This is a genomic window from Paracoccus niistensis (assembly GCF_042432925.1).
GTDB classification, from domain to species: Bacteria; Pseudomonadota; Alphaproteobacteria; order Rhodobacterales; family Rhodobacteraceae; genus Paracoccus; species Paracoccus niistensis.
Genome location: NZ_JBHLWE010000004.1, coordinates 1 through 22,524 on the forward strand (window position 1 = coordinate 1; position 22,524 = coordinate 22,524).

At 68.8% G+C, this 22,524-nt stretch carries 20 protein-coding genes and 1 pseudogene; 4 read left to right on the forward strand and 17 right to left on the reverse strand.

What is annotated here, in order from left to right:
- The 11 genes from ACFFII_RS01065 to ACFFII_RS01115 form a co-directional block, all read right to left on the reverse strand.
- On the reverse strand, window positions 1-294 hold a 294-nt coding region (locus ACFFII_RS01065; RefSeq protein WP_377697032.1), incomplete at its 3' end, for a hypothetical protein.
- Between the two features lie 189 nt (window positions 295-483).
- Window positions 484-1,128, reverse strand: a complete 645-nt coding sequence (gene eda, locus ACFFII_RS01070; protein ID WP_377697033.1) for a bifunctional 4-hydroxy-2-oxoglutarate aldolase/2-dehydro-3-deoxy-phosphogluconate aldolase — start codon at window positions 1,126-1,128, stop codon at window positions 484-486.
- A gap of 67 nt (window positions 1,129-1,195) precedes the next feature.
- The gene (locus tag ACFFII_RS01075; protein ID WP_377697034.1) at window positions 1,196-2,116 is read right to left on the reverse strand and encodes a sugar kinase; all 921 of its coding nucleotides are present in this window, start codon (window positions 2,114-2,116) and stop codon (window positions 1,196-1,198) included.
- The gene (locus ACFFII_RS01080; protein ID WP_377697035.1) at window positions 2,113-3,570 is read right to left on the reverse strand and encodes a mannitol dehydrogenase family protein; all 1,458 of its coding nucleotides are present in this window, start codon (window positions 3,568-3,570) and stop codon (window positions 2,113-2,115) included. Before ACFFII_RS01080 ends, ACFFII_RS01075 begins: the two co-directional genes overlap by 4 nt.
- Entirely contained in the window at window positions 3,567-4,775 is a 1,209-nt protein-coding gene (gene uxuA, locus ACFFII_RS01085) for a mannonate dehydratase (RefSeq protein ID WP_377697036.1), read from the reverse strand. The genes ACFFII_RS01080 and uxuA overlap by 4 nt, the downstream gene beginning before the upstream one ends.
- Before the next feature lie 10 nt (window positions 4,776-4,785).
- Window positions 4,786-6,279, reverse strand: coding sequence for a glucuronate isomerase (uxaC, locus tag ACFFII_RS01090; RefSeq protein WP_377697037.1), 1,494 nt, complete (start codon window positions 6,277-6,279; stop codon window positions 4,786-4,788).
- Between the two features lie 4 nt (window positions 6,280-6,283).
- Window positions 6,284-7,576: a TRAP transporter large permease gene (locus ACFFII_RS01095; protein WP_377697038.1), complete on the reverse strand. Its 1,293-nt coding sequence runs from the start codon at window positions 7,574-7,576 to the stop codon at window positions 6,284-6,286.
- Entirely contained in the window at window positions 7,573-8,064 is a 492-nt protein-coding gene (locus ACFFII_RS01100) for a TRAP transporter small permease (protein ID WP_377697039.1), read from the reverse strand. Before ACFFII_RS01100 ends, ACFFII_RS01095 begins: the two co-directional genes overlap by 4 nt.
- Before the next feature lie 61 nt (window positions 8,065-8,125).
- On the reverse strand, window positions 8,126-9,106 hold the full coding sequence (locus ACFFII_RS01105) for a C4-dicarboxylate TRAP transporter substrate-binding protein (protein ID WP_377697040.1): 981 nt from the start codon (window positions 9,104-9,106) through the stop codon (window positions 8,126-8,128).
- Between the two features lie 22 nt (window positions 9,107-9,128).
- Window positions 9,129-10,334 (reverse strand): AGE family epimerase/isomerase, encoded by a 1,206-nt coding sequence (locus ACFFII_RS01110; protein ID WP_377697041.1) that lies wholly within the window; start codon window positions 10,332-10,334, stop codon window positions 9,129-9,131.
- Window positions 10,331-11,032 carry a GntR family transcriptional regulator gene (locus ACFFII_RS01115; protein ID WP_377697042.1) on the reverse strand — a complete coding sequence of 234 codons (702 nt, stop codon included), beginning with the start codon at window positions 11,030-11,032 and terminating at the stop codon, window positions 10,331-10,333. The genes ACFFII_RS01110 and ACFFII_RS01115 overlap by 4 nt, the downstream gene beginning before the upstream one ends.
- An 80-nt stretch (window positions 11,033-11,112) precedes the next feature.
- Between ACFFII_RS01115 and ACFFII_RS01120 the strand changes: the two are divergent.
- Together ACFFII_RS01120 and ACFFII_RS01125 are read left to right on the forward strand one after the other, a co-directional pair.
- Window positions 11,113-11,349, forward strand: a pseudogene (locus ACFFII_RS01120) (STAS domain-containing protein); the annotation flags it as partial.
- Window positions 11,350-11,359: 10 nt separating this feature from the next.
- Window positions 11,360-12,208 carry a universal stress protein gene (locus ACFFII_RS01125; RefSeq protein WP_377697043.1) on the forward strand — a complete coding sequence of 283 codons (849 nt, stop codon included), beginning with the start codon at window positions 11,360-11,362 and terminating at the stop codon, window positions 12,206-12,208.
- A 109-nt stretch (window positions 12,209-12,317) separates the two neighbouring features.
- Here the strand turns inward: ACFFII_RS01125 and ACFFII_RS01130 are convergent, their stop codons facing one another.
- From ACFFII_RS01130 to ACFFII_RS01150, 5 genes are read right to left on the reverse strand one after another with little or no spacing between them, the layout of a single operon-like run.
- The gene (locus tag ACFFII_RS01130) at window positions 12,318-14,018 is read right to left on the reverse strand and encodes an ABC transporter ATP-binding protein (protein WP_377697044.1); all 1,701 of its coding nucleotides are present in this window, start codon (window positions 14,016-14,018) and stop codon (window positions 12,318-12,320) included.
- A 7-nt stretch (window positions 14,019-14,025) separates the two neighbouring features.
- Window positions 14,026-14,793, reverse strand: a complete 768-nt coding sequence (locus ACFFII_RS01135; RefSeq protein ID WP_377697045.1) for an ABC transporter ATP-binding protein — start codon at window positions 14,791-14,793, stop codon at window positions 14,026-14,028.
- Window positions 14,790-16,766, reverse strand: a complete 1,977-nt coding sequence (fhuB, locus tag ACFFII_RS01140) for a Fe(3+)-hydroxamate ABC transporter permease FhuB (protein WP_377697046.1) — start codon at window positions 16,764-16,766, stop codon at window positions 14,790-14,792. The genes ACFFII_RS01135 and fhuB overlap by 4 nt, the downstream gene beginning before the upstream one ends.
- Window positions 16,763-17,671, reverse strand: coding sequence for an iron-siderophore ABC transporter substrate-binding protein (locus ACFFII_RS01145; protein WP_377697047.1), 909 nt, complete (start codon window positions 17,669-17,671; stop codon window positions 16,763-16,765). Before ACFFII_RS01145 ends, fhuB begins: the two co-directional genes overlap by 4 nt.
- A complete protein-coding gene (locus ACFFII_RS01150; protein ID WP_377697048.1) occupies window positions 17,665-19,782 on the reverse strand; it encodes a TonB-dependent siderophore receptor in 2,118 nt (705 codons plus the stop codon). The genes ACFFII_RS01145 and ACFFII_RS01150 overlap by 7 nt, the downstream gene beginning before the upstream one ends.
- Window positions 19,783-19,928: 146 nt before the next feature.
- On the opposite strand from ACFFII_RS01150, the gene ACFFII_RS01155 reads away from it, so the two are divergent.
- Window positions 19,929-20,870 carry a siderophore-interacting protein gene (locus tag ACFFII_RS01155; RefSeq protein WP_377697049.1) on the forward strand — a complete coding sequence of 314 codons (942 nt, stop codon included), beginning with the start codon at window positions 19,929-19,931 and terminating at the stop codon, window positions 20,868-20,870.
- A gap of 223 nt (window positions 20,871-21,093) precedes the next feature.
- Entirely contained in the window at window positions 21,094-21,264 is a 171-nt protein-coding gene (locus ACFFII_RS01160; protein WP_377697050.1) for a hypothetical protein, read from the forward strand.
- 182 nt (window positions 21,265-21,446) lie between these two features.
- Here the strand turns inward: ACFFII_RS01160 and ACFFII_RS01165 are convergent, their stop codons facing one another.
- Window positions 21,447-22,469: a LacI family DNA-binding transcriptional regulator gene (locus ACFFII_RS01165; protein WP_377697051.1), complete on the reverse strand. Its 1,023-nt coding sequence runs from the start codon at window positions 22,467-22,469 to the stop codon at window positions 21,447-21,449.
- Window positions 22,470-22,524 lie beyond the last annotated feature (55 nt).

Below are 22,524 nucleotides of genomic sequence, written 5' to 3' on the forward strand. Positions count from 1 at the left end.
CGCCTCCAGCGCGGCGATCTCCTCCCGCGCCGCGTCGCGCTGCGCGGTCAGGTCGGAAAGCTGCCGTTCCAGTTCCCCGCTCTGCTGCCTCAGGTCCGTCAGGCGCGCTTCGGCCTCGGCCGTCTCCCGGCGCAACGTGGCCAGGCGCGCCTGCACATCATTTTCGGCCGTTTGTGTCTCGGCCGCCGCGACATCGAGTTCGCGATCCGGCCCGGTCACTTGCGCTGCTGCCTGCCCCTCGGCAGGCAGATCGGTGGAAGCGCCACCGCCCTGCCCGAGGGCCGCGGCCGCCATGACGGCCCAGAATCCACCTGCGGCAAGAAGCCTGATCACATCCCACCCCGTTTGCCACCATCAAGCGCAACGAGGGCTGCACCTGTCAAGCTTGGCCTTCAGCGTGCCGGGATCCATCGGTGCACCAGGGCGGCCGTCAGGGCGTCTTTTCGTTGATGCGCCCCGCACGCCTTCAGGATAGCCCGGAGACTATCCTCGAAGCTCTTTCACTCTGGCGATGGCGGCAGACGCGCGGTTGCGGATGCCCGACCAGTCGCCTTCGTGCATCTGCCGGGTGGTCGCGATCCAGGTGCCCCCTACGGCGGCGATCTCGGGCAGCGCCAGCCAGTCGTCGATCGTTTCCATCTTCACTCCGCCGGTCGGGATGAAGCTCAGGCCAAGATGGGCAAAGGGCGCCGCGATGTTCTTCAGCATGGAAGGTCCGCCCGCCGCGGTGGCGGGAAAGAACTTCATCAGGCGGCAGCCCCGGGCGACGGCAAGGGTGATGTCCGAGGGCGTCATCACCCCCGGGATGAAAGGCAGGCCCGACTGACGGGCCGCGTCCACCACGGCCGGATCGTAGCCGGGGGCGAGGCCGTAGGCGGCGCCAGCCTCGACCGCCTGGCGCACCTGCGCGGGCGACAGAAGCGTGCCGGCGCCGATCAGCAGTTCGGGCCGCTTGTCGCGCAGCCGGGCCAGCACGTCGACGGCGGCCTGGGTGCGGAAGGTGATCTCGGCCGTCGGCAATCCCGCTTCCAGCAGGGCGTCGGCCAGCGGCAGGGCATGGTCCACGCTGTCGATGGCGATGACGGGAACCACCCCGATGGCGGCGATGCGCGCAAAGGCGTCGGTCATGCGGCGTCTCCTTGTGGGCATAAAGGAAGCGGCAGCGTTGCCCGGCCTCCATTGTGGGATTGGCGCGTCAGTTCCGCGTCACCGCCTCGCGCACCAGCGCGCCGCGATGGCGGATCACCCGGCGGCTGAGGTCATGGGCGGCGCGGATGGCAGCGGGGATCCCGGCCCCTTGCAGCCGCGCGGCGAGATAGCCCGCGTTGAAGCTGTCGCCCGCCGCAGTGGTGTCCACGGGCTGCTCGCGCTCCAGTCCATCGATCAGCCCCTCGCCTTCGGACCCGCCATAGTGGACCGGATCTCCACCCGCTTTGACCACCACCTGCCCGGCACCCCGGGCAAGATAGCGCGCCACCGTCGCCTGCGGGTCGGCGTCGCCGAAATGGTCGCGCTCATCGTCGAAGCTTGGGAGGACAAGGTCGGCGATCCCTGCCGCGGCCTCGATCCGGTCCCGCATGGTCGCGCCGTCGGACCAGAGCCGAGGGCGGAGGTTCGGGTCGAAGACCACCTGCGTGCCCGCCGCGCGCGCCGCCTTCAGCGCGTCAAGCAGCCGGGCGCGGCCGGGATCAGGCAGGATGGCGAGGGTGATGCCCGAGACATAGGCAATCCGCACGCCGTCCAGCGCCGCGGCCAGCGCTTGCGGATCGTCGGCCAGCCCCTTGGCCGCCGAGGTCTCGCGCCAGTAGCTGAAGCTGCGCTCGCCGTTCTTCAGCGAGATGGCGTAGAGCCCGATTTCGCGCTTTGGGTCGCGGGTGACATGGGTCGTCTCGATCCCCTCGGCGTCGAGGAAGTCGAGCATCTTCCCCGAGAACTCGCTGTGGCCCACGCGGCTGCAATAGGTGACGCGCCAGTCGGCAGGCAGCAGGCGGCGCAGGTACCAGGCGGTGTTCAAGGTGTCGCCGGCGATCCCCAGCCGCCAGAGGTCGGACTGCCCCGCCTCGGACAGTTCGACCATGGCCTCGCCGATGGACAGGATCAGCTTGCTGTCGCTCATGCGGTCAACTCGGCCTTCAGGACGGGGCGCAGGCCATCGCGGCGGATGCGGCTCAGCATCGCCTGCACCGTTTCGGTGAAGGCAGGATTGCCCGTCACGCTTGCCGGCGCCAGTCCCGGCAGCGCCAGCACCGAGCGCGTCAGTGCTGCATCGTCGCTGCCTGCCCGGCGGGCGAGGTCCAGCAGCGCCGCCCCTCGCGGGTCGTCGGGGGCCTGACCCACTGCGGCAAGCTGCGAAAGCCAGGCCAGCCAGGTGGCGGTGGCCAGCGCAAAGGGGCGGGCATCGCCGCCCGCCTCAAGCACTTCGGCGGCGGGCGCGAACCAGCGCTGCGGCAGCTTCTCGGTCCCGTCCATGGCGATCTGGCGCGTCTGGTGGGCAATGGCGGGGTTGGCGAAACGCGCCATCAGCGCCATGGCATAGCCGTCCGGGTCGAGCCCCGCGCCCTGCGGCAGGGTCGTGCCGGCCGCCCGCATGTGGCGGCGGATCAGGGGCGCAAGATCGGGGTCGGCCACGGCATCGCGCACGAAGGGCAGCCCGAGCATCTGCCCGGCATAGGCGATCAGCGAATGGCTGCCGTTCAGCATCCGCAGCTTCATCGCCTCATGCGCGCGCACGTCGCGGACGAACTGGGCGCCGCCCGCTTCCCAGGCGGGGCGGCCCTGCGGGAAGTGGTCCTCGATCACCCACTGGCTGAAGGGCTCGGTCTCGACGCAGGCGAGGTCGCGGCGGCCGGTCATCGCCTCGACATCGGCCAGCGTCTTGTCGGTCACGGCCGGGGTGATGCGGTCCACCATGGTCGCGGGGAAGGCCACGTTGTCCGCGATCCAGTCGGCAAGGCCGGGATCGAGGCGGCGGGCGAAGCCTGTGACTCCCGCCCGCAGCAGCGCACCGTTGTCCGGCAGGTTGTCGCAGCAAAGGACCGTGAAGGGCGCCGTTCCCGCGTCCCGTCGCGCGGCGAGGGCTGCGCTGATGATCCCCAGCACGCCTTGCGGCGCCTGCTGCTGCATCAGGTCATGCGCCACCGCCGGATGGCCGGTGTCCGCGTCCATCGCTGTCCGATCGATGCCATAGGCCTTTTCGGACACGGTCAGCGACAGGATGCGGATGGCCGGGTCACAGGCCGTGCGCAGGATTTCGGCCGCGTCCCCGCCGATGGCGTAGGCATGGATGGCGATCACGCGGGCACGGTCCTGTTCGGACCGTTCCAGCACCGTGTAAAGCCCGTTCTGGGCGTTCAGCGCTTGCGCGATGTCGCGGCTGCGGAGGTTGGCGCCGATGATGCGCCAGTCGCCACCCTCGGCCGCCAGCGCGTCGTCGGTAAAGATCGCCTGATGCGCCCGGTGGAAGGCGCCGAGGCCGAGGTGCAGGATGCCCGCGCCATGCGCTGCCGAGTCATAAGCGGGCCGCCGGACGCTAGGCGGAAGGTCCCCAAGAGAGGTCAGCCGGGCGGTCATGCCGCACCCCCGTGGCTCAGCGCCATCTCGACCCCGCGCAGTTCGGCCAGCCCCTTGAGGCGGCCGATGGCGGGATAGCCGGGCTGGCCGCCGCGGCCGATATCGTCGAGGATGTCCTGCCCGTGGTCGGGACGCATGGGGATCACGGCATCCGACCGCCCGGCCTCACGGCGGCGGGCCTCCTCGCGCAGGATCGCGGCTACCAGTGCCACCATGTCGGTCTGGCCGCCGAGGTGTTCGTCCTCGAAGAACGAGCCGCGGATCGCGTCACTGTCGCGGCGGACGTTCCGCAGGTGCAGGAAGTGCACCCGGTCGCCCAAGCGGTCCATCATGCCGGGCAGGTCGTTGTCGGGCCGCGCCCCCAGCGAGCCCGAGCAGAGGGTGATCCCGTTCGCGGGCAGGTCCACGGCGGCCATGCGCTCGGCATAATCGGCCTCGGTGGACATGATCCGGGGCAGGCCCAGCAGGCCGAAGGGCGGGTCGTCCGGGTGGCAGCAGAGCCGCATCCCGATCTCCTGCGCGACGGGGGCCACCTGTTCCAGGAAGTCGTGGAAATGCCGCCGCAGCACTGCGTCCGTCACCGGCGCATAGCTTTCCAGCAGGTCGCGCACGTCCTGCAGGCTGAAGCTTTCCGCCGCGCCCGGCAGGCCGAAGACGACATTGCCCGCCAGTTCCTCGCGCCGGGCGTCGTCCATGGCGGCAAAGCGGCGGGCGGCTTCGTCGCGGATCTCCTCGGGGAAGTCCTCGGCCGCGCCCTTGCGCTGGAGGATGTGGATGTCGAAGGCGGCGAAGTCGGTGAAGTCGAAGCGCATGCAGCGCGCCCCGTTAGGCCGCCGCCAGGCAAGGTCGGTGCGGGTCCAGTCGAGCACCGGCATGAAGTTGTAGCACAGCACCTCGGTCCCCGCGTCGCGCAGGTGCCGCATCGAGGTGATCCAGTTCGCGACATGCTCGCGCCAGTCGCCGGTCTGGGTCTTGATCGCCTCGCTGACGGGCAGGCTCTCGATCACCTCCCATTTCAGGCCCGAGGGGCTGCCGTCGCGCATGACGGCAAGCTCGGCCTGGCGCTTCGCGATCTCTTCGGGCGTCCAGACGGCGCCGGTCGGGACGTGATGCAGGGCCGTGACGACGCCCTGCACACCGGCCTGCAGCATGTCGTCGATCGAAACCCGGTCCTTGGGACCGAACCAGCGCCAGGTGTGTCGCATTGAACTTCCCTTATCCTTCAAGCTGCTTTGCCGTGGCAGTCCGACCACGGGCAGGCGGGACCGAAATCCCGATGTCGTCGATGCCCCCAGGACGCGCTCCCTGGACGCCTTTTTCCAGCCGGTATCCCTCGCGCGCGAGATCGCAGGCAAGCAGCGGGGCAAGTTCATGGGCCTCGGCCTCGTCCAGCCGGTGCGTCACCACCAGTTCGGCCAGAAAGGCCGCGTCCGAACGGCGGCTCACGTCGTGGCGGGCAGGGATCGAGCACAGGGCGCGGGTGTCGTCATTGAAGCCCACGGTGTTGTGGAAGCCGGCCGTCTCGACGGTCATCTCGCGGAAGCGGCGGATGCCTTCGAAGCTGTCGTGGAACCACCAGGGCGGGCCGAGACGCAGGCAGGGGTAGGCCCCGGCCAAGGGCGCCAGCTCGCGCGAATAGGTCGTCTCGTCCAGCGTGAACAGGATCAGCCGCAGCTTGGGGTCCAGCCCCACCGCATCCAGCAGCGGCTTCAGCGCGGCGGTGAAGCTGACCGGAACCGGGATGTCGAAGCCGCGGTCGCGGCCATAGCGCGCCAGGACTTCGGCGCTGTGCCCGCGGAACGACCCGGCGTGAAGCTGCATGACAAGCCCGTCCTCGACGGACATGCGCGCCATCTCGGTCAGCATCTGGGCGCGGAAAAGCTCGGCGTCCTCGCGGGAAGCCTTGCCGCTGCGGATGCGGTCGAACAGGCGCTCGGCCTCTGACATGGGCAGATCGGCGGTCTGCGGGGTCGGGTGGCCGTGGTCCGTGGCGGTTGCGCCCATCTCGCGGAAGAACGCGCGGCGGGCGCGGTGGGCGTCAAGATAACCGCTCCAGCGGCCGGTGTCGCAGTCGGTGATCTCGCCCAGCCGGTCGAGATTGGCGGCGAAACCGTCGGTGTCGGGGTCGATCACGCCGTCGGGACGGTAGGTGGGCAGGACACGCCCCTTCCAGCCGCTATCGCGCGCCATGCGGTGCCAGTGCAGGTCGTCCAGCGCCGAGTCCGTGGTGGCGATGACCTCGATCCCGAACCGCTCGTAAAGCGCACGCGGGCGATAGGCCGGGTCGGCCAGCTTTTCGGTGATGGCGTCGAACTGCGCGTCGGCATTGGCGGGCGACAGCCGCTCGGTTATGCCGAAGACCTCGGACAACGCATGGTCCAGCCACAGCCGCGAAGGCGTGCCGCGGAACAGGTGGTAATGCGCGGCAAAGGTCCGCCAGATGGCGCGCGCGTCCCGTTCGGCCCCCTCGCCGATGCCGAGCGCCTCGTAAGGGACGCCCTGGCTGACCAGCATCCGCACGACGTAGTGGTCGGGGATGACGAACAGCTCGGCCGGATCGGCGAAGGCCGGGTTCTCGCCCCACCAGCGCGGATCGGTATGGCCGTGCGGCGAGACGATCGGCTTTTCCGCGACCGCCGCATAAAGATCGCGGGCGATGGCGCGGGTGGCGGGGTCCGCCGGGAGCAGCCGGTCGGGATGCAGGATCACGGGATCAGCCCCCCATCATCGCGTCGGGCAGGAACATCACCACGCCCGGAAACAGGATCATGATGACCACGACCGCAAGAACCGCCGCGAACAGCGGCATCGCCTCGATAGTATAGTCCTTGTAGCTGCATTTCAGGATGCCGCAGACGGTGAACATGGATACGCCCACGGGCGGGGTCATGCCGCCGAAGGTGACCAGCGTCATCATCACCAGCCCGAAATGCACCGGGTCGACGCCCGCGGCCGTGATCACCGGGACAAGGATCGGCGTCAGCAGCATCACGATCACGGTTGCCTCGACCAGCATCCCGAAGATCAGCAGGAAGCCCGAGATCGTGAACAGCAGCGCCGTCTGGGACGAGAACAGCCCCAGCGCCAGTTCGGCCAGCGTGCTCGGCACCCGCTCGAAGGTGATGACATAGCCGAAGGCGCCGGACAGCAGGATGATGATCATGATCATGCCGATGTCGCGCACCGACAGCAGCAGCGCCTCGACCATCGCGGCCCAGGTCAGCTCGCGGTAGATCAGCCCGCCGACAACCACCGCATAGGCCACGGCGAATGCGCCGGCCTCGGAGGGGGTGAAAAGACCGAAGCGGATGCCGACGATCAGCCAGACGGGGAACAGGATCGCCCAGAAGCTGGTCTTCACCGCAGCCACGACTTCGGCGAAAGTCGGCAGACGGTCGTTCACCGGCTTGTAGTCGCGCTTCTTCGACACCCAGGCCGTGGCAATCATCAGGGCAATGGTCAGCAGCACGCCCGGAACGATCCCGGCGATGAACAGCCGCCCGATCGAGACCTCGCCCAGAAAGCCGTAAAGGATCAGCCCGAGGCTGGGCGGAATGGTGGCGGTGATCAGCCCGCCGATGGACAGAAGCGCGCCGGTGAAGCCGGGCGAATAGCCTTCCTTCATCATCGGACCGCCCAGGATGCGCGACTGCATCGCCGCGTCCGCCACCGCCGAGCCCGAAATCCCGCCCATCAGCGCCGACAGCAGCAGGCTGACCTGCGCCAGCCCGCCGCGCATCCAGCCCGCCAGCGTCGTCGCCAGCACCATCATCCGGGGCGTGATCCCCGAGCCGTTCATCAGGTGCCCGACCAGGATGAACAGCGGCACCGCCAGCAGCGGAAAGGACTGGCTGGCCGCGACGATCCGCTGCACCGCCGTGATGTCGGGCATGATGGTCGTGGGCAGCAGGAAATAGGCAAGGCTCGACACACCGATGGCGAAGCCCACGGGCATCCCGATCGCCATCAACCCCAGCGCGAGGCAGAGAAGCAGGAAGGACGTCATAGCGGATACTCCTGCTGGTGATGCTCGGGCTCGATCGAATAAAGCAGGCCGTGGCCGACCAGCCGCCGGATCAGCGAGATCGACATCAGCAGGCAGCCCACCGGCATGGCCAGCGTGACCCAGCCGTAGGACAGCCCCGAGGCCCCCATCTCGCGCGCCCAGTTCGACATGGCGAGGTTCCAGCCGAGCCAGCCGGCATAGCCGAGAAACAGCAGCATGCAGGTGACGCAGAACAGGTGCACCAGCCGCCGCAGGCCCGGTGGCATCGCGTCGGGGATGGCGGAGATGCGGATGTGATCGCCGCGCTTCATCACGAGGTCGGCCCCCAGCATGACCGTCCAGATCAGCAGGAGCTGCGCGATCTCGGGTGCGGCCGGGTAAGGGCGGCCGATGGCGCGGCCGATGGCGCCGACCAGCACGGCCAGCACCGTTCCCGACAGGACAATGACGGCCACCACCTCCTCGAGGCGGTCAAGCTTCTTCAACATGGGATGTCTCCGATCGCGCATAACTCGGGCGCGGCAGCTTCGTCCGCGCCCGATCGTCTTGTTAGCGCTTGGCGGCGTCGATGAACGGCTGCAGGGCAGCGCGGGCTTCCACCAGCCCCATCTCGGCGTAAACGCCCTCGGTCCGGGCCTTGAACTCGGCCGGATCGACCTCGTTGACGGTCACGCCCGCCGCCTTCATCTCGGCCAGGACCTCCTCGCCCTTGGCGACGGTCGCGGCCGAGGCCTCGTCGCCCGCCTTCTGCAGTTCCTCGGTCAGGATCGCTTGGTGTTCGGGCGTCAGACCCTTGAACCACGACTCGGACGTCGCGAGTCCGGTCAGCAGCTGGACATGGCCGGTGAAGGCCAGGTTCTTCGTCACCTCGTGCAGCTTGATGCCGTAGGCGCCGGTCAGCTGGGCCTCGGCCCCGTCGATGGCCCCCATCTGAAGCGCCGAATAGACCTCGGACCAGGGCATCGGCACGGCGGTCGCGCCCATGGCGTTGACGGTGGCAAGCCAGCCGGGCGCGTCGATGGTGCGGACGCGGACGCCGCTCAGATCCTCGGCCTTCGTCACGGGCGCGTTGGTGAACATCTGCCGCGTGCCCTGGAACCAGTTGTAGTTCAGAAGCCGGATGCCCGAGCTGGCGGCCATGTCCTCGACCCACTGCTTGTAGGGGTCTGACGAGGTGATGGCCGCGTATTGCGTCCAGTCCTCGACAAGGTAGGGCGCCGAAAGGATGCCCAACTCCTTCTTGAACGGCGCCAGGCGCCCCGCGTCCACCAGCACGGCAATCGCCGCACCGTTGCGGATCTGTTCAAGCACGTCGTTGTCCGAGCCGAGCTGCGAGGACGGATAGACCGTCACGTCGATCTCGCCCCCCGTGCGTTCCTCGATCCGGGCTGCCGCCGCGTCCATCGCGATGGCCAGCGGATCGGTGGCGTTCTGCGATGTGGACAGCGCGAACTGGATTTCCGCCAGCGCCCCGACCGTGGTCGAGGCCAGCAGCACGGCCGCAAGGCCGATGGTCTTCAGGTTGATCATGGTTTCTCCTCCCTTGTCGGTTTCAGGCCCGGTCCATTCCGGGCCAGAGCCGCGCCCGCACTCCCTCCGTCAGTGCGAGAACGACGTGATACATGAGCCGCGTCAGCGCCTGCGGCTGAAGCGTTTCGGCATCGGCGCCAAGCTGGTTCACATAGGCCGGGCGGCCGTCGAACCAGCGGCGGAACATCAGGCACAGCAGCTGCTGCGCGGCTTCGCCCGCGCCGGGTTCCCCTGCCATGTGGCGCATGGCATGGGCCTTGATCGCCTCGGTCTGCGGCCAAAGAAGGAAGCTTTCCTCCATCACGCCGCCTTCCGCCGACACCGCGTCGAAGCAGGCGCCCGCCATCGGCCCCGATCCGGCGAAGCCGTGCCGGGACGCAAAACCGAGCAACCTTTCGGCAATGGCGTTCATTGCCGGGTCGCCGCCCAGTTCGACCTCGCGCATCAGCAGCCAGGCCCATTCGCACTGGTGCCCGACCTCGCGGCGCAGGCCGGACGGGCCCGGCAGGGACTGCAGGCCGGGCGTCAGGAACTCGGCAATCGTGCCGCTGTCGTCATCGAGGAAATACCGCAGCGCGGTCGACCGGACGGCCTGCGCCCTGTGCAGCCACTCCCTGCGTCCCGACATCTCGAAAGCCTGCAGGCAGGCTTCGTATAAGTGCATGTGCGGGTTCTGCGCGCGGGGCGGCGCCTCCGGCGCTGCGGGATCGGCCAGTCCGTCATCTTCCAGCAGCAGGCCGGTCGCGGGGTCGGTCAGGGTGGTCGCCAGGGCCTGCCAGCAGGCCTCGATCTCGGCCTCGCATTCGGCCGAGGGCGAAAGTCGGTTCCAGGTGGACAGCGCCAGGATCAGGAAGGTCTGGTCATAGCTGCGCGCCCGCCCGTCCGAGGGCTCGCCGGTCGGCACGCCCGAGGGCGCAGATGCGAAACGGTACAGGCCGGGCGCCTTCCGCAGCCGGGCAAGGAACTGTCGCTGCCGCGCGGCCATCCTGGTCAGGGCGGGGTCCCCGGACAGCAGCGCCAGATGCGACAGCACGAACAGCGTCCGCGCCTGGGCGAGCACGGTCCTGGGCCCATCGGCCCGCGGAACGCCGTCCTCGTCCAGCGCGTCATGGACGCCTCCTTCGGGATCCTGCACGCGACCGAGCCACACCGGCAGGAAGTCGGTCCAGAACCAGTCGGCGCGCCGGGCGGCCTCATCCGCGATGCGGGAACGTGGGGGCACGTTCATCCGACAAGCTCCGCCGAGGTGAAGAAATCGGGATGGGCGGCAACGACGCCGGGCAGGTCCACGAGGATCTCCTGCAGGTGAGCACGCATGGCGGCCTCGGCGCGCGAAGGATCACGGGCGCGGATCGCCTCGACCACTTCGGTGTGCTGCGCGACCAGCCTGCTGCGGGAGGGCTGCCGGACGCTGATATAGCGGACGCGGTTCATGTGGATCTTCAGGTTCTCAAGGTAATCCGCGACTGCGCCCTGCCCCGCGATCTCGGCCAGCGTCCGATGGAACTGCTCGTCGGCGGCCATGAAGGCCTCGCCTCCGGCAGCGACCAAGGCATTCTGCGTCCGGATCTGCGCATCCAGGGTCGCGATGGCGGCGTCATCGGCGGTCAGGGCCACGCGGCGGACGATATCCGCCTCGACCGCCTCGCGGATGAAGCGCGCAGTAGTGACGGCGGGAACCGAGATCAGACTGACAAAGGTTCCGCGTTGCGGGCGCACCTCGACCAGCATCTCCTCGGCCAGCTTGATGAAGGCTTCACGAACAGGCTGGCGCGAGACGGCGTAGATCGAGGCGATCTCGGTTTCCGACAGCCGCGCGCCGGGGGCGAAGTCGCCCCGGATGATCCGGTCACGCAGAATGCGGTAAAGCTGCGGCCCCACCGCCGTCCTGTGCTCCAGCGCCTGACCCTGTAAAGGATTCGCCATCCGCCCTTCTCCCTGTGGCGAGCTAGCCTGTTACTACCATACTAGTCAACGTTCATTGTAGTGACATTGCATCGGTCTAGGACTTCATGGCCGCCTTCAACTCCAGCGAGGCGGTCGAGTGCGTGACTATCGACGTGTCCTGCGCCCGTGTCTGTGACATTTCCTCGGTCCGGGCGTTTGACATGGCGGTGCTGAAGTTCCGCCCTGACGGGGCCGAGGTGGACATCATCGGCATGAACGCGGCCCCGGGGACGATCGTTGAGCGGCTGGCGGTCCATGACAAGCCGGGGGCGACCGACAGGCTTGTGGCGCATTGAGGAGGACGACATGACCAGCACCATCCTCGCCCTGATCGACGGGTCGGAGTTCTCGCGTCCGGTTCTCGACCTCGCCGCCTGGGCCGCGACGCGCAACCGCGCGGCGGTGCGGCTGCTGCAAGTGCTGCCCCCGAAATCGCTGCCAAGGGTGGATCTGTCTGGTGAGATCGGCCTCGGCGCCCGCTCGACCCTGCTGAGCGAACTGGCCGCGCTGGACGAGCAGCGCGCCCGTCTGGCGATGGTGCGGGGCCGCGCCATCCTGGACGACGCGATGGCCGTCCTGAAGGCCGCCGGAGTCCGCAGCGTGACGGCGCAACTGCGCCAGGGCGACCTGCTGGAAAGCGTCGCGGGGCAAGAGGCCGGGGCGGGCCTGATCGTCATCGGCAAGCGCGGCGAAAGCGCCGACCGCGCGCCGGGACACCTCGGGTCGAACTTCGAACGCATCGTGCGCGCCGCGACGCTGCCGGTGCTGATGGCCCCGCGTCACATGCGCGAGATCAGGCGCGCCACCATCGCCCATGATGGCAGCCCGTCGGCACGCCGGGCGGTCGAGCGGGTGACCCGGCTGCCCGCCTATCGGGGGCTGGAAATCGAGATCGTGCGCGCGGGCGAGGGTGCGGATGGCGAGGCCTCGCTGGCGGAAGCGCAGGCCGCGCTGGAAAGAGCAGGTATCGTCGCGACCACGCGGCTTCTGTCCGGCGTCCCCGAGGAGGCGATCCTGACCCATCTGCAGGACAGCGGCTCGGACTTCCTGATCACGGGCGCCTATGGCCATTCCCGCATCCGCAGCCTGATGGTCGGCTCGACCACCACGGCGATCCTGCAGAAGGTCCAGTTGCCGGCGCTGCTGGTGCGGTGACCGGCTCTGGCACGGATGGCGATGTCACCTTGCAGGGCTTCGGGTGCGCCGCAGGTTGTGCGGCAGCCCCGCCTTCAGGCCACGTGCAGGGCAAATGCGCCGGCCGGAATCATCCGGCCAGCGCGGTATAGATGCCCTCGCGCGCCAGCAGTTCCGCATGGCTGCCGATCTCGGCGATGCGGCCCTCGTTCATCACCACGATACGGTCGGCCTTGCGGATCGTGCCCAGCCGATGGGCGATCACCAGCGTGGTGCGGCCGACCGCAAGGGCGTCCAGTGCAGACTGGATCTCGCGCTCGGTCTGGCTGTCCAGCGCGCTGGTCGCCTCGTCGAGGATCAGGATCGGGGGGTTCTTCAGGAAGGCGCGCGCGATGGCGACGCGCTGCTTCTGCCCGCCCGACAGCATGACGCCGCGCTCACCGACAATCGTGTCCAGCCCCTCGGGCAGGCCCTCGATCATCGAGGTCAGCTGCGCCTGCGCGGCGGCCTCACGGATCTCGGCCTCGGTGGCACCGAGGCGGCCATAGGCGATGTTCTCGCGCAGGGTGCCGCCGAACAGGAACACGTCCTGGCTGACAAGGCCGATCTGGCGGCGCAGGCTGTTCAGGCGCATCCGATCCAGGGGCAGACCGTCGATGGTGATGCAGCCCGAGGTCGGCTCGTAGAAGCGCGGCAGCAGCGCCAGAAGCGTGGTCTTGCCCGCGCCCGATGGGCCGACGAAGGCGACGGTCTCGCCCGCCGCGATCTGCAGGTCGATGCCGCGCAGGATCGGGCGTTCCTCGCTGTAGGCGAAGCTGACGTTCTCGAAGCGGATGTCGCCCTTCAGCGCCGGGGCCTCGATGGCATCGGGAGTGTCGGCGATCTCGGGGTCGGTCGCCAGAAGCTCCTGATAACGGCGGAAGCCCGCGATGCCGCGGGGGTAGGTCTCGATCACGGCGGCGATCTTTTCCAGCGGGCGGTAGAAGACGCCGACCAGCAGCAGGAAGCCCACGAAGCCGCCCGTGGTCAGGTCGCCCGACAGCACGAAGCCCGCCCCCACGACCATGACGATCACCTGCACCAGCCGCAGCCCCATGTATTGCAGGGCCGAGCTTGCCGCCATGACGCGATAGGCATCGAGCTTGGCCTGCCGGTAGCGCGCGTTGTCATGGCCGAACAGGTGGGTTTCGTGGCTTTCGTTGCCGAAGGCCTGCACGACGCGGATGCCGCCCAGGGCTTCCTCGAGCCGGACGTTGAAGTTGCCGACGCGGGAGTAGATGTCGCGCCAGGTACGGGTCATCCGCCCGCCATAGACGATCACCAGCGCCAGCATCGCGGGCACGATCAGCGCCACGATGAAGGCGAGTTGCGGGTTGATCCAGAACATTAGGGCAAAGGCGCCGACAAAGGTCATCAGCGCGATGAAGGCGTCCTCGGGGCCGTGATGGGCGACTTCGCCGATTTCTTCCAGGTCGCGGGTCACGCGGGCGACCAGCTTGCCGGTGCGGGCGCGGTCGTACCAGCGCCAGGACAGCCGCGTCAGGTGGTCGAAGGCGCGGGCGCGCATCTCGGTCTCGATGTTGATGCCCAGCTTGTGGCCCCAGTAGATCACGACCGTCAAAAGCCCGGCGTTGACCGCGTAAAGCACCAGCAGCCCGGCGGCGGCCAGCATTGTCAGCGTCCAGTTCCCCTGCGGCAGCAGGTGGTCGATGAAGCCCGTGATCGCCACCGGGAAGGCCAGTTCCAGCAGGCCGGACAGCACGGCGCAGCCGAAATCGAGCCAGAACAGGCCCATGAAGGGGCGATAGTAGGAAAAGAAGTCGCGCAGCATGGTTTTCTCAAGCAGGGACGGCCACGGGGGTGCCATCGTCTTTCGTCAGGACCTGCATCGGCAGGCCATAGATCCGGTAAAGCGCCTCGGTCCGGATCAGCTCGGCGGGACTGCCCTGCATCACCAGCCGCCCGCCTTTCAGCGCAACGATGCGGTCGCAGAAGCGTGCCGCCATGTTGACGTCATGCAGGACGATCACGGCGCTGCGGTCCTGCTCGTGGCACATCCGGCGGATCAGCGCCAGCACCTCGACCTGATGGGCGATGTCCAGGGCGCTGATCGGCTCGTCCAGCAGCAGGGTTCCGGCCTGCTGGGCGACCATCATCGCCAGCCAGACCCGCTGCCGCTCGCCCCCCGACAGCGTATCCACCAGCCGGTCGGCGAAGGGCGCGACGCCGCATTCCTGCATCGCAGCGGCCACGGCCTGATGATCGCGCGGGCCGAAGCGACCCAGCGCCCCGTGCCAGGGATAGCGACCGAGGGCCACCAGTTCGTGCACCAGCATCCCCTCGGCCGAAGGGGTGGTCTGCGGCAGGAAGGCGAGCCTGCGGGCATAGTCGCGCGGGCGCCAGTCGGACAGGGTGCGGCCCTCGAAGGCGATACGGCCACTGGCCGCGATCTGCCGCGCCAGCACCTTCAGCAGCGTGGACTTTCCAGAGCCGTTGTGCCCGATCAACGCGATCACTTGTCCAGCCGGCAGGTCCAGCGTGATCCCGTCCAGCAGGCGGCGGCCGGGGACGTGCACGGACAGGTTTCCGATGGCAAACAGGGTCATCGCCCGGACCTCATCATCAGCCAGATCAGCCAGGGCGCGCCGATCAGCGAGGCGAACAGCCCCAGCGGCAGTTCATAGGGGAACCCGGCCATGCGCGCGCCGAAATCGGCGGCCAGCATCAGCCCCGCGCCGATCAGGGCGGCGCCAGTGACGTGATGCTCGGGGCGGGCAAGCCCCATGCGGCGGGAAAGATGCGGCGCCATCAGGCCAACAAAGGACAGCGGGCCGACGAAGACCGTGGCCGCCCCCGTCGCCACGCCCGCCAACAGGATCAGCGCCAGCCTTGCGTTCCGCAGCGGCAGGCCCAGGCCCCCGGCCACGCCCGCGCCCAACGGCAGCACGCCCAGCCAGCGCCGCGCAGCCAGCGCCGAGGCCCACAGCATCAGGGCAACGGCGGCCAGCGCCAGCGCGCCGCCCGTTCCGACGGTGAAGGACGATCCGCTGAGCCAGCCGAGGATCGCCCAGGCCCGTGCGTCTCCTGCGGCCATCATCGCCGACAGCACCGACGAGGCCAGTGCGGACACGGCGATCCCGGCCAGCAGGATACGTTCTGAAGGCATCTCGCGGCGACTCACGAAGGCCGCGACCAGCGCCAGCGCAAGGATGGCTCCGGCGATGGTTCCCGCGTTCAGCATCAGGGCGCCGGGCGCGGGAAGGGCGAAGATCACCGCCGCGAAGCCCAGCGCGGCGCCGCCCGAGACACCCAACACCTCGGGCGAGGCGAGCGGGTTCGCCGTCAGCCGTTGCAGGATTGCGCCCGCCACCGCCAGCGCCGCCCCGGCCGAGGCCGCCGCGATCAGGCGCGGCAGGCGCATGGGCAGGAAGGCACGGAAGCTCTGCCAGTCCAGCACCGCCCAGCCGCCGGGGACGCGGCCGATCCAGACAAGGACCACAACAGCGGCGACCAGCGCCCCCGCCAGCGCCCACAACAACCGGCCGGGCCGGGACAGGCGCGGTGCCGGGCCCTCGGCGGCCTCGGTGCCCGGCGGGGTCGAGCCGCGCAGGCGCGGCAGCAGCCAGATCAGCAGCGGCCCGCCCAGAAGGCCGGTCAGCGCGCCGGTCGGGAACATCTCGCCGCTGGCCCCCGCGACCAGCAGCACGGCCCCGTCGCAGACCGACAGGATCAGCGCGCCGATCAGCGGCGACAGCGTCAGCACCTGCACCATGTCGCGCGCGCCCAGGGTGCGGGCCAGGGCGGGGGCAGCGAGGCCCACGAAGCCGATCAGCCCCAGCTCGGCCGACACGCTGGCCGCGATCCAGACGGCCAGCGCCACGGCAGCCAGCCGCACGAGGGCCACGTTCATGCCGAGGCCCGCGGCCCCCTCGGCGCCCAGCGACAGCACCCGCAGGGGCCGTGCCAGCAAGGCAGCGGCGATCCCGCCAAGCGCCAGCACCAAGGCCAGCGCGCGCACGCCCGACCAGTCCTGCTGGACCAGCGAGCCGCCGTTCCAGATCACCAGCGACAGCAGGTATTGCCCCTGAGCCAGCGTGACGGCGGCGGCGATGGCACTGGCGGTCATGCCGACCAGCATTCCCGCGATCACCATCGTCACCGGCGCGAAGGCTCGCCTTGCGCCGATCGCCAGCACCAGCGCCGCAGCCAGCCCGGCACCTGTCATGGCGACCGGCCAGCGCCCCTCCGCCAGCAGATCCGGGGAAAGGATCGTCGCGAGCACCAGCGCAAGCTGCGCCCCCGACGAAATGCCAAGTGTCGTCGGGTCGGCAACGGGATTTCGCAGCACTGCCTGCAGGATCGCCCCGGACAGGCCCAGCGCGGCACCCGCCAGCAGCGCGATCATCCCGCGCGGCATCAGTCCGAAGCCCAGCAGGATCTGGTTCAAACTCATGGCGCCGGGCCGCAGAGGCAAGCCCGGCCAGTCGGCCCAAGGCAGGGCCTGTAGTGCCGCCACCAGCCACAGCCCGGCGGCCAGCACTGCCGCAAGCGGCAGCCAGAAACGCAGCACCGGCGTCATATGCCGGCGACCGATCCGGCGGCGAGTGCCTGCGACAGCAGCCGCGCAAAGCGCAGAGCGGCAGGGACCCCGCCGAAGGCGTTGACCTCGGGCAGATGATAGACCCGCTTTTCTGCGACCTGGGGCAATGCCTGCCACAGCACGCTGCGGTTCAGCGCCCGTCGCACCTCGGGGGGGACGGCGCCGACGATGACCAGCCGGGCGTCGGGCATGGAGGCCAGACGCTCGACCGGGACGGGCGCAAGGAAGCTGAACTGCGTGCCCTCGGTCCAGGCATTGCGCAGGCCCAACCGACCGAGTGTGCTGCCGAACAGGCTGTCGAAGCCGAAGGCGCGCAGGTGGCGGGCGTCACCGATGTTGACAAGGCAGACGGGCCGGTCGGCGAAATCGGACAGGTCAGCGGACCGGCGGTCCAGTTCTGCCTCGGCCCGCGCCTCGGCGTGAACGGCGGCCTGCGGATCGCCGATCGCCTCGGCCAATGCGTGCAGCGCGGCGAAAGCCTTGGGCAGCGGCGGCTCTGCCGGGATGTAGAAGGGCAGGTTCAGGACCGGGGCGAGGCTCGCCAGCCGGTCCTCGTAGCGGGTATAATAGGGCGAGGTCAGGATCAGGTCGGGGCGCGTCAACTGCAATAGCTCGAAGTTCGGCGCACCGCGCAGCCCGAGGTCCACGACCTCGGCCGCAATCGCCGGCTCGACGGCGTCGGCGCGAAAGCGGATCAGCTCGCATGCGGCGACCGGCATGTGGCCCAGCGCGACGGCTGTTTCCAGCATCGCCCAATCGATGGCGGCAAGGCGCGGCGCGGCAGGTGCCGCCTGCAAGGGCAATCCCGCCGCCAGCATGATGCCGGCGGCGGTCAAAATGGTGCGACGTGTGGGCCGGAGGGAAGCGGCCCGGCGTTTCACCATTTATAGGCAACCCTGGCAGACAGCGTGCGGCCCTCGCCATAGAAGCAGCCGAAGGCACTGCAGCTGGCGACATAGGCCTCGTCGGTCAGGTTCGAGACGTTCAGCGTGGCCTCGACATTCTCGCGCTCCCACCTGGCGGCAAGATCGACAAGCGTCACGCTGTCGAGTTCATCGGCATTGGCCTCGTCCCCGAAGCGCTCGCCGACGTGGCGGATGCCGCCACCCGCCTGCAGCCCGTTGCCGAAGTCGCGCATCGCCCAGAGGCTGGCAAGGTGTCTGGGCGCGTTCGGCAGGGCGTTGCCCTCGTTGGCGCCTTCCTGCTGCTCGGTGTCGTTGTAGGAATAGCTGGCTTGGACGTCCCAGGCATCGGTCAGCGACGCGATGCCCGACAGTTCGACGCCGCGCGACCTGACCTCGCCGATCTGGCGCAGGCCGGTGCGGGTTTCGCCGTCGATCACCTCGGACGCCGGGCGGGTCAGATTGGTCTGGCGCAGGTCATAGACGGCGAGGGTGAACAACCCCTCGAAGGCCGACGGGCTGTATTTCAGCCCCGCTTCCCACTGCTTGCCCTCGGTCGGTTCCAGCGCGTTGCCGGCGATGTCGCTGCCCGGCAGGGGCTCGAACGAGGTCGCATAGCTGACATAAGGCATCAGCCCGTTGTCCATCACATAGGACAGGCCCAGCCGTCCGGTCGTCTGGCTGTCGTCGAAGTTGGAATCCAGACCATAGGCCAGGCCGTCCTGCTCGGCCCAGTCGTGGCGCAGGCCGAAGGTGCCGCGCCAGTTGCCCCACTCCACTTCGTCCTGAACATACAGGCCGACCTGCTTGAAGGTGACGTCGCGGCCGCCACGGAAGCCGTCCAGGGTGACGGCGTCGGAGTCATACTGCGGGTCGCGCAGGTCGAAGGCCGGGGCGGAGCCGAAGATGGTGAAGTCCCTGGCGTCGTATTTCTGCACGTCTAGGCCGAACAGCAGCCGGTGCACCGCCTGTCCCGTGGTCAGCTCGCCGCTCAACCGCGTGTCGAGGCTGATGGTCTCGCTGTCCTCGCTCTGGTCGATGGTGGTGCGGTTGAAGGTGCCGTCGGGATTGATGACCGGCTCGAAGCCCTGCACCGAGGTGCCGGTGTAGTCCCAGTCGAACTTTTCGTAGCGGAAGCCTTGGGCGAGCGTCCAGCCGTTGTCGAGTTCATGGCTGATCTCGACGCCCAGGTTCCACATCCGGCGGTCGCTTGCGTCGAACCCCGGCTCGCCCGTGTAGATGTCGCGCAGATCCTCGTCGTCGCCCCGGAAGGGGCTGTCCCCCAGCGAGGTCAGCGCATAGGGGATGCCCACCGGACTGATCGGCGAATCGTCGGTGATCGAGGCCAGAAGGTCGATCGTCGTCGCGCCGTCGGTGTTCAGGCGCATCGCCGCGCCAAGATAGCCCCGCTTGTTCGTCAACTCGTCAAGCTGGGTCTGGTCGTCCCGGGCGATGCCCGTCAGGCGCCAGGACAGCACCTCGCTGGGGCTGCGGTTGACGTCGAAGAACAACTGCCCCGAGCTGTTGCTGTCCAGCCCTGCCCCGGCCTCGGCGAAGTCGCCGGCCTGCGCGCGCTTCTGCACCTGGTTGATGACGCCCGCCGGCGAGCCCGACCCGTACAGCGACGAGGACGGACCGCGGATCACCTCGACCTGCTGCATGCCGTAGATCTCATAAGCCTGGGCGCCGAACAGCCGCCCCTGCCGCAGCCCGTTCACATATTGCGCGTTGTCCGAGGTAAAACCGCGGATCGTCGGCGAGTTGAAGCGGGGATCGGCGCCGAAGGGCTGGCCCAGCACGCCGGTCGAGTAGGTCAGCGCCTCGCCCAGGCTTTCGGCACCCTGCTGTTCGACCTGCTCGGTCGTCACGACCGACACGGACTGCTGGGTCTCGCCGACCGGCGTGTCCGACTTGGTGGAGGCCTGCGCATAATCGCTGACAAAGCCTTCGGCCTGCACCGAGGCATCGGTCGTGGCGGTCAGGGTGATGGTGTCAAGGGTGACTGCCTCCGTTTCCTGCGCAGCAGCGCCGGCGGCCGAGACCGCAAGGATGCTGGCGCTGGCAAGAAGGGCAGTGCGGAAATCGGGATACATGGCAGCGGCCTACTCAAACAGAAGATGATCTTGGTTGATTGAAATACTAGGTTATGTCAACGGCCCGTGCTAACCGTGCGTCGGCAATGTTGCCGATCAGCATCGAGGACTTGATGTCGGACCTGCGAAGCTTTCGAAGCGGAGGCGTGATCCCTCAGCCTTCGGGCGCAGCCGTGGCAGCGCTGAAGGCGCGGGCGGCCGCCTGGGACGTGCCGCTGATCGAAAGCCCCGACCGGTTGAGCCTGCTTGTCTGGGACTGCGAACTGCGCCTGACGCCTCTTCCCGACAGCCTGCGCATCGATCTGTCCGGACCCGAGCAGCGGCTGGTCGGCAACTTGCGCGAAAGCGCCACCGAGCTGTTCGCCGAGGTCGGGCTGAGCGTCGTCTGGGACCATGTCGACGTGGGGGCGCTTGCGCCGGGGCTATCGCTGATGCGGGTCGCCGGCGTCTCGCGGCTTGGCCCGAACTTCCTGCGGGTGCGACTGGCCGGAGCCGAGGCTGCGCGCTTCGGCAATGGCAGCCTGCATTTCCGCCTGCTTCTGCCGCCCGCAGGCCGCGCTGCCCAGTGGCCAAGGGTCACCGAAAGTGGACGCACCGCCTGGCCCGAGGGACCGGACGCGCTGCACCGGCCCGTCTATACCGTGACTGATCAGCAGGATGACTGGCTGGAGTTCGACATCTTCCGCCATCCCGGCAGCCCCACCTGCACATGGGCCGAAGGAAGTCCCGAGGGGCAGGAGGTCGGAGTGATCGGGCCGGGTGGCGGCTGGTGCCCCGAAGCCGAGCGGCTGTGCCTATTCGGGGACGAGACCGCCCTGCCCGCAATCGCGCGGATGCTGAAGCTTGCGCGCGGGCAGGTGCGCGCCGTCCTGCGCTGCCCTGCGGATGATCTGGGCAGCTTGGGCATCGATTCCCGGGTCACGCGCTGCGAGGATCTTCTGTCGGCCTTCCGGCAGCATGAAGCCCTGCAGGGTGACGATTTCCTGTGGTTCGCGGGCAACGCCGATCAGGCACGCATGGCACGCCAGCACCTGCTGCAACTCGGCCGCGCCAGGAAGAGCTTCACTGTCGCAGCCTATTGGGCGTGATCCCGCACCTTGCCGCGATGCATTCTCGCGGCAGGGATTTCAGCGGCGGACTGCCCGGTCATCAAGCCCCGGGATCCAGCGCCTTCGACAAACCCGCAAGGAACGCGCACCCGCAGGAACCCGGGACACACCTGACCGATTGAGCAAAGGTCTGCAGCTGAGACTGCTCAGCTTCGGAGCGGGCGGAATTGCTTCGCCCTTCGGGAATCATAGGGAGGACGGCATGGAAGACCAGATTCGAGACGCAATCCTGACCGAACTGAGGCGGCAGTCCGAAGATCCCGAATGCAATCTCAAGGTTTCCCAGGCCGACAGCCGGCTTACCGTCAACGGCGAGATAGACCTCGATGCCCTGACATTCGTGATCGTCGGCTCTCTGGCCGGCGGACCATGATACCGGATGGCTACCCTCGGGCAGTCGGAGCGGCCAAAGATCGGGCGAAAAGGACGGCCATGTCCATCGACCCTTCTCTTCTCGCCCGGCCGCACGGGGCCTGAAAGCTGGACGTCATTTCCCGGCTGAACGCATCTTGCCGCCGGGGAATGCCAAAAGCCGTCTCCCCTGCCCAGCATCCTTCATGACGGCGCCGAGCCGGCAGATTTCCGCAGCACCAGTTGGGGCGCAAGGACGGTGCAGGGCTCAACAGGCTGCCCCGCGATCAGCGCCATGAGAACGCGCGCCGCAGTGCTGCCGAGGTCTCGCTTGGGCTGCCGGATCGTGGTGAGCGGGACCGGCAGATGCGCCACCCAGTCAATCCCGTCGAAGCCGACGACCGAGACCTGTTCGGGCACCGAGACGCCGCGACGTTGAAGCTCGCCCATGAACCCGGCGGCGGATTCGTCGCTGAAGCCGATCACGGCCGTGGGTCGGTCAGCGGCGGGGGTGTCGAGCCATCTTTCGGCTGCGCGGACGCCCGATTCCAGCGTGAAATCGCCCGCGTAGCACGGCCCCGGATCGGGCAGCGCGCGGGCCAGGCCCTCGACCCGGGCCTTGTGCAGGACGTTGTCCTCGGGGCCGCCGATCCAGCCGATGCGGCGATGGCCCAAGGCCAGCAGGTGCCGGGCCGCCAGTTCCGTGCCGGCGGCATTGTCCAGGACGACGCGCGGAAGCGGCGCGCCCTCGATCCATTCGCAGGCCATCACCACCGGCGGCGCGCCGGAAAGCGCCGCGAGGTCGCCTGCCGTCACCTGCCCATCGAGCAGGATGATCCCGTCCACGCGCGAGGGGTCGAGGAAACGGCGCAACGCGCGATGGCGTCCGCCCGGCGCCATCGTGTCCCCCACCAACAGGTCATACCCCTGGGCATTCATGGCCGCGCCCATCCCGGCGAGGATCTTGGCGAAGAACGGGTTGCCCAGATTCGGAACCAGCGCCCCGATTGCGCCGGTCCGCCCCTTCCGCAGGTTCCGGGCGGCGTGGTTCATGCGATAGCCGGTGGCGGTGATCGCCCGCTGCACCGCATCGCGCGTGTCGGTTGAAAGCAGATCGGGCCGGGAAAGCGCCCTCGACACGGTGGCGACCGAGACGCCCGCAAGGCGCGCCACGTCTGCAAGCCGCGCCGCACCCTGCCTTGTCCGCTCGGATTCCGCATCGCCCATGACCTGAACTATGCGGTGCGGGAACCCGGGCGCAAGCATCCGCATGCCGGTTTCA

Excerpts from the sequence above, each read along its gene's own strand:
- ACFFII_RS01075 (WP_377697034.1), bottom strand. The coding sequence starts at position 2,116 with ATGAGCGACAGCAAGCTGATCCTGTCCATCGGCGAGGCCATGGTCGAA.
- ACFFII_RS01165 (WP_377697051.1), bottom strand. The coding sequence starts at position 22,469 with ATGGGCGATGCGGAATCCGAGCGGACAAGGCAGGGTGCGGCGCGGCTT.
- ACFFII_RS01145 (WP_377697047.1), bottom strand. The coding sequence starts at position 17,671 with ATGGTGAAACGCCGGGCCGCTTCCCTCCGGCCCACACGTCGCACCATT.
- ACFFII_RS01095 (WP_377697038.1), bottom strand. The coding sequence starts at position 7,576 with ATGACGTCCTTCCTGCTTCTCTGCCTCGCGCTGGGGTTGATGGCGATC.
- ACFFII_RS01080 (WP_377697035.1), bottom strand. The coding sequence starts at position 3,570 with ATGACCGCCCGGCTGACCTCTCTTGGGGACCTTCCGCCTAGCGTCCGG.
- ACFFII_RS01105 (WP_377697040.1), bottom strand. The coding sequence starts at position 9,106 with ATGATCAACCTGAAGACCATCGGCCTTGCGGCCGTGCTGCTGGCCTCG.
- ACFFII_RS01130 (WP_377697044.1), bottom strand. The coding sequence starts at position 14,018 with ATGCTGCGCGACTTCTTTTCCTACTATCGCCCCTTCATGGGCCTGTTC.
- ACFFII_RS01160 (WP_377697050.1), top strand. The coding sequence starts at position 21,094 with ATGGAAGACCAGATTCGAGACGCAATCCTGACCGAACTGAGGCGGCAG.
- ACFFII_RS01125 (WP_377697043.1), top strand. The coding sequence starts at position 11,360 with ATGACCAGCACCATCCTCGCCCTGATCGACGGGTCGGAGTTCTCGCGT.
- ACFFII_RS01150 (WP_377697048.1), bottom strand. The coding sequence starts at position 19,782 with ATGTATCCCGATTTCCGCACTGCCCTTCTTGCCAGCGCCAGCATCCTT.
- ACFFII_RS01110 (WP_377697041.1), bottom strand. The coding sequence starts at position 10,334 with ATGAACGTGCCCCCACGTTCCCGCATCGCGGATGAGGCCGCCCGGCGC.
- ACFFII_RS01135 (WP_377697045.1), bottom strand. The coding sequence starts at position 14,793 with ATGACCCTGTTTGCCATCGGAAACCTGTCCGTGCACGTCCCCGGCCGC.
- fhuB (WP_377697046.1), bottom strand. The coding sequence starts at position 16,766 with ATGACGCCGGTGCTGCGTTTCTGGCTGCCGCTTGCGGCAGTGCTGGCC.
- ACFFII_RS01100 (WP_377697039.1), bottom strand. The coding sequence starts at position 8,064 with ATGTTGAAGAAGCTTGACCGCCTCGAGGAGGTGGTGGCCGTCATTGTC.
- uxuA (WP_377697036.1), bottom strand. The coding sequence starts at position 4,775 with ATGCGACACACCTGGCGCTGGTTCGGTCCCAAGGACCGGGTTTCGATC.
- ACFFII_RS01115 (WP_377697042.1), bottom strand. The coding sequence starts at position 11,032 with ATGGCGAATCCTTTACAGGGTCAGGCGCTGGAGCACAGGACGGCGGTG.
- eda (WP_377697033.1), bottom strand. The coding sequence starts at position 1,128 with ATGACCGACGCCTTTGCGCGCATCGCCGCCATCGGGGTGGTTCCCGTC.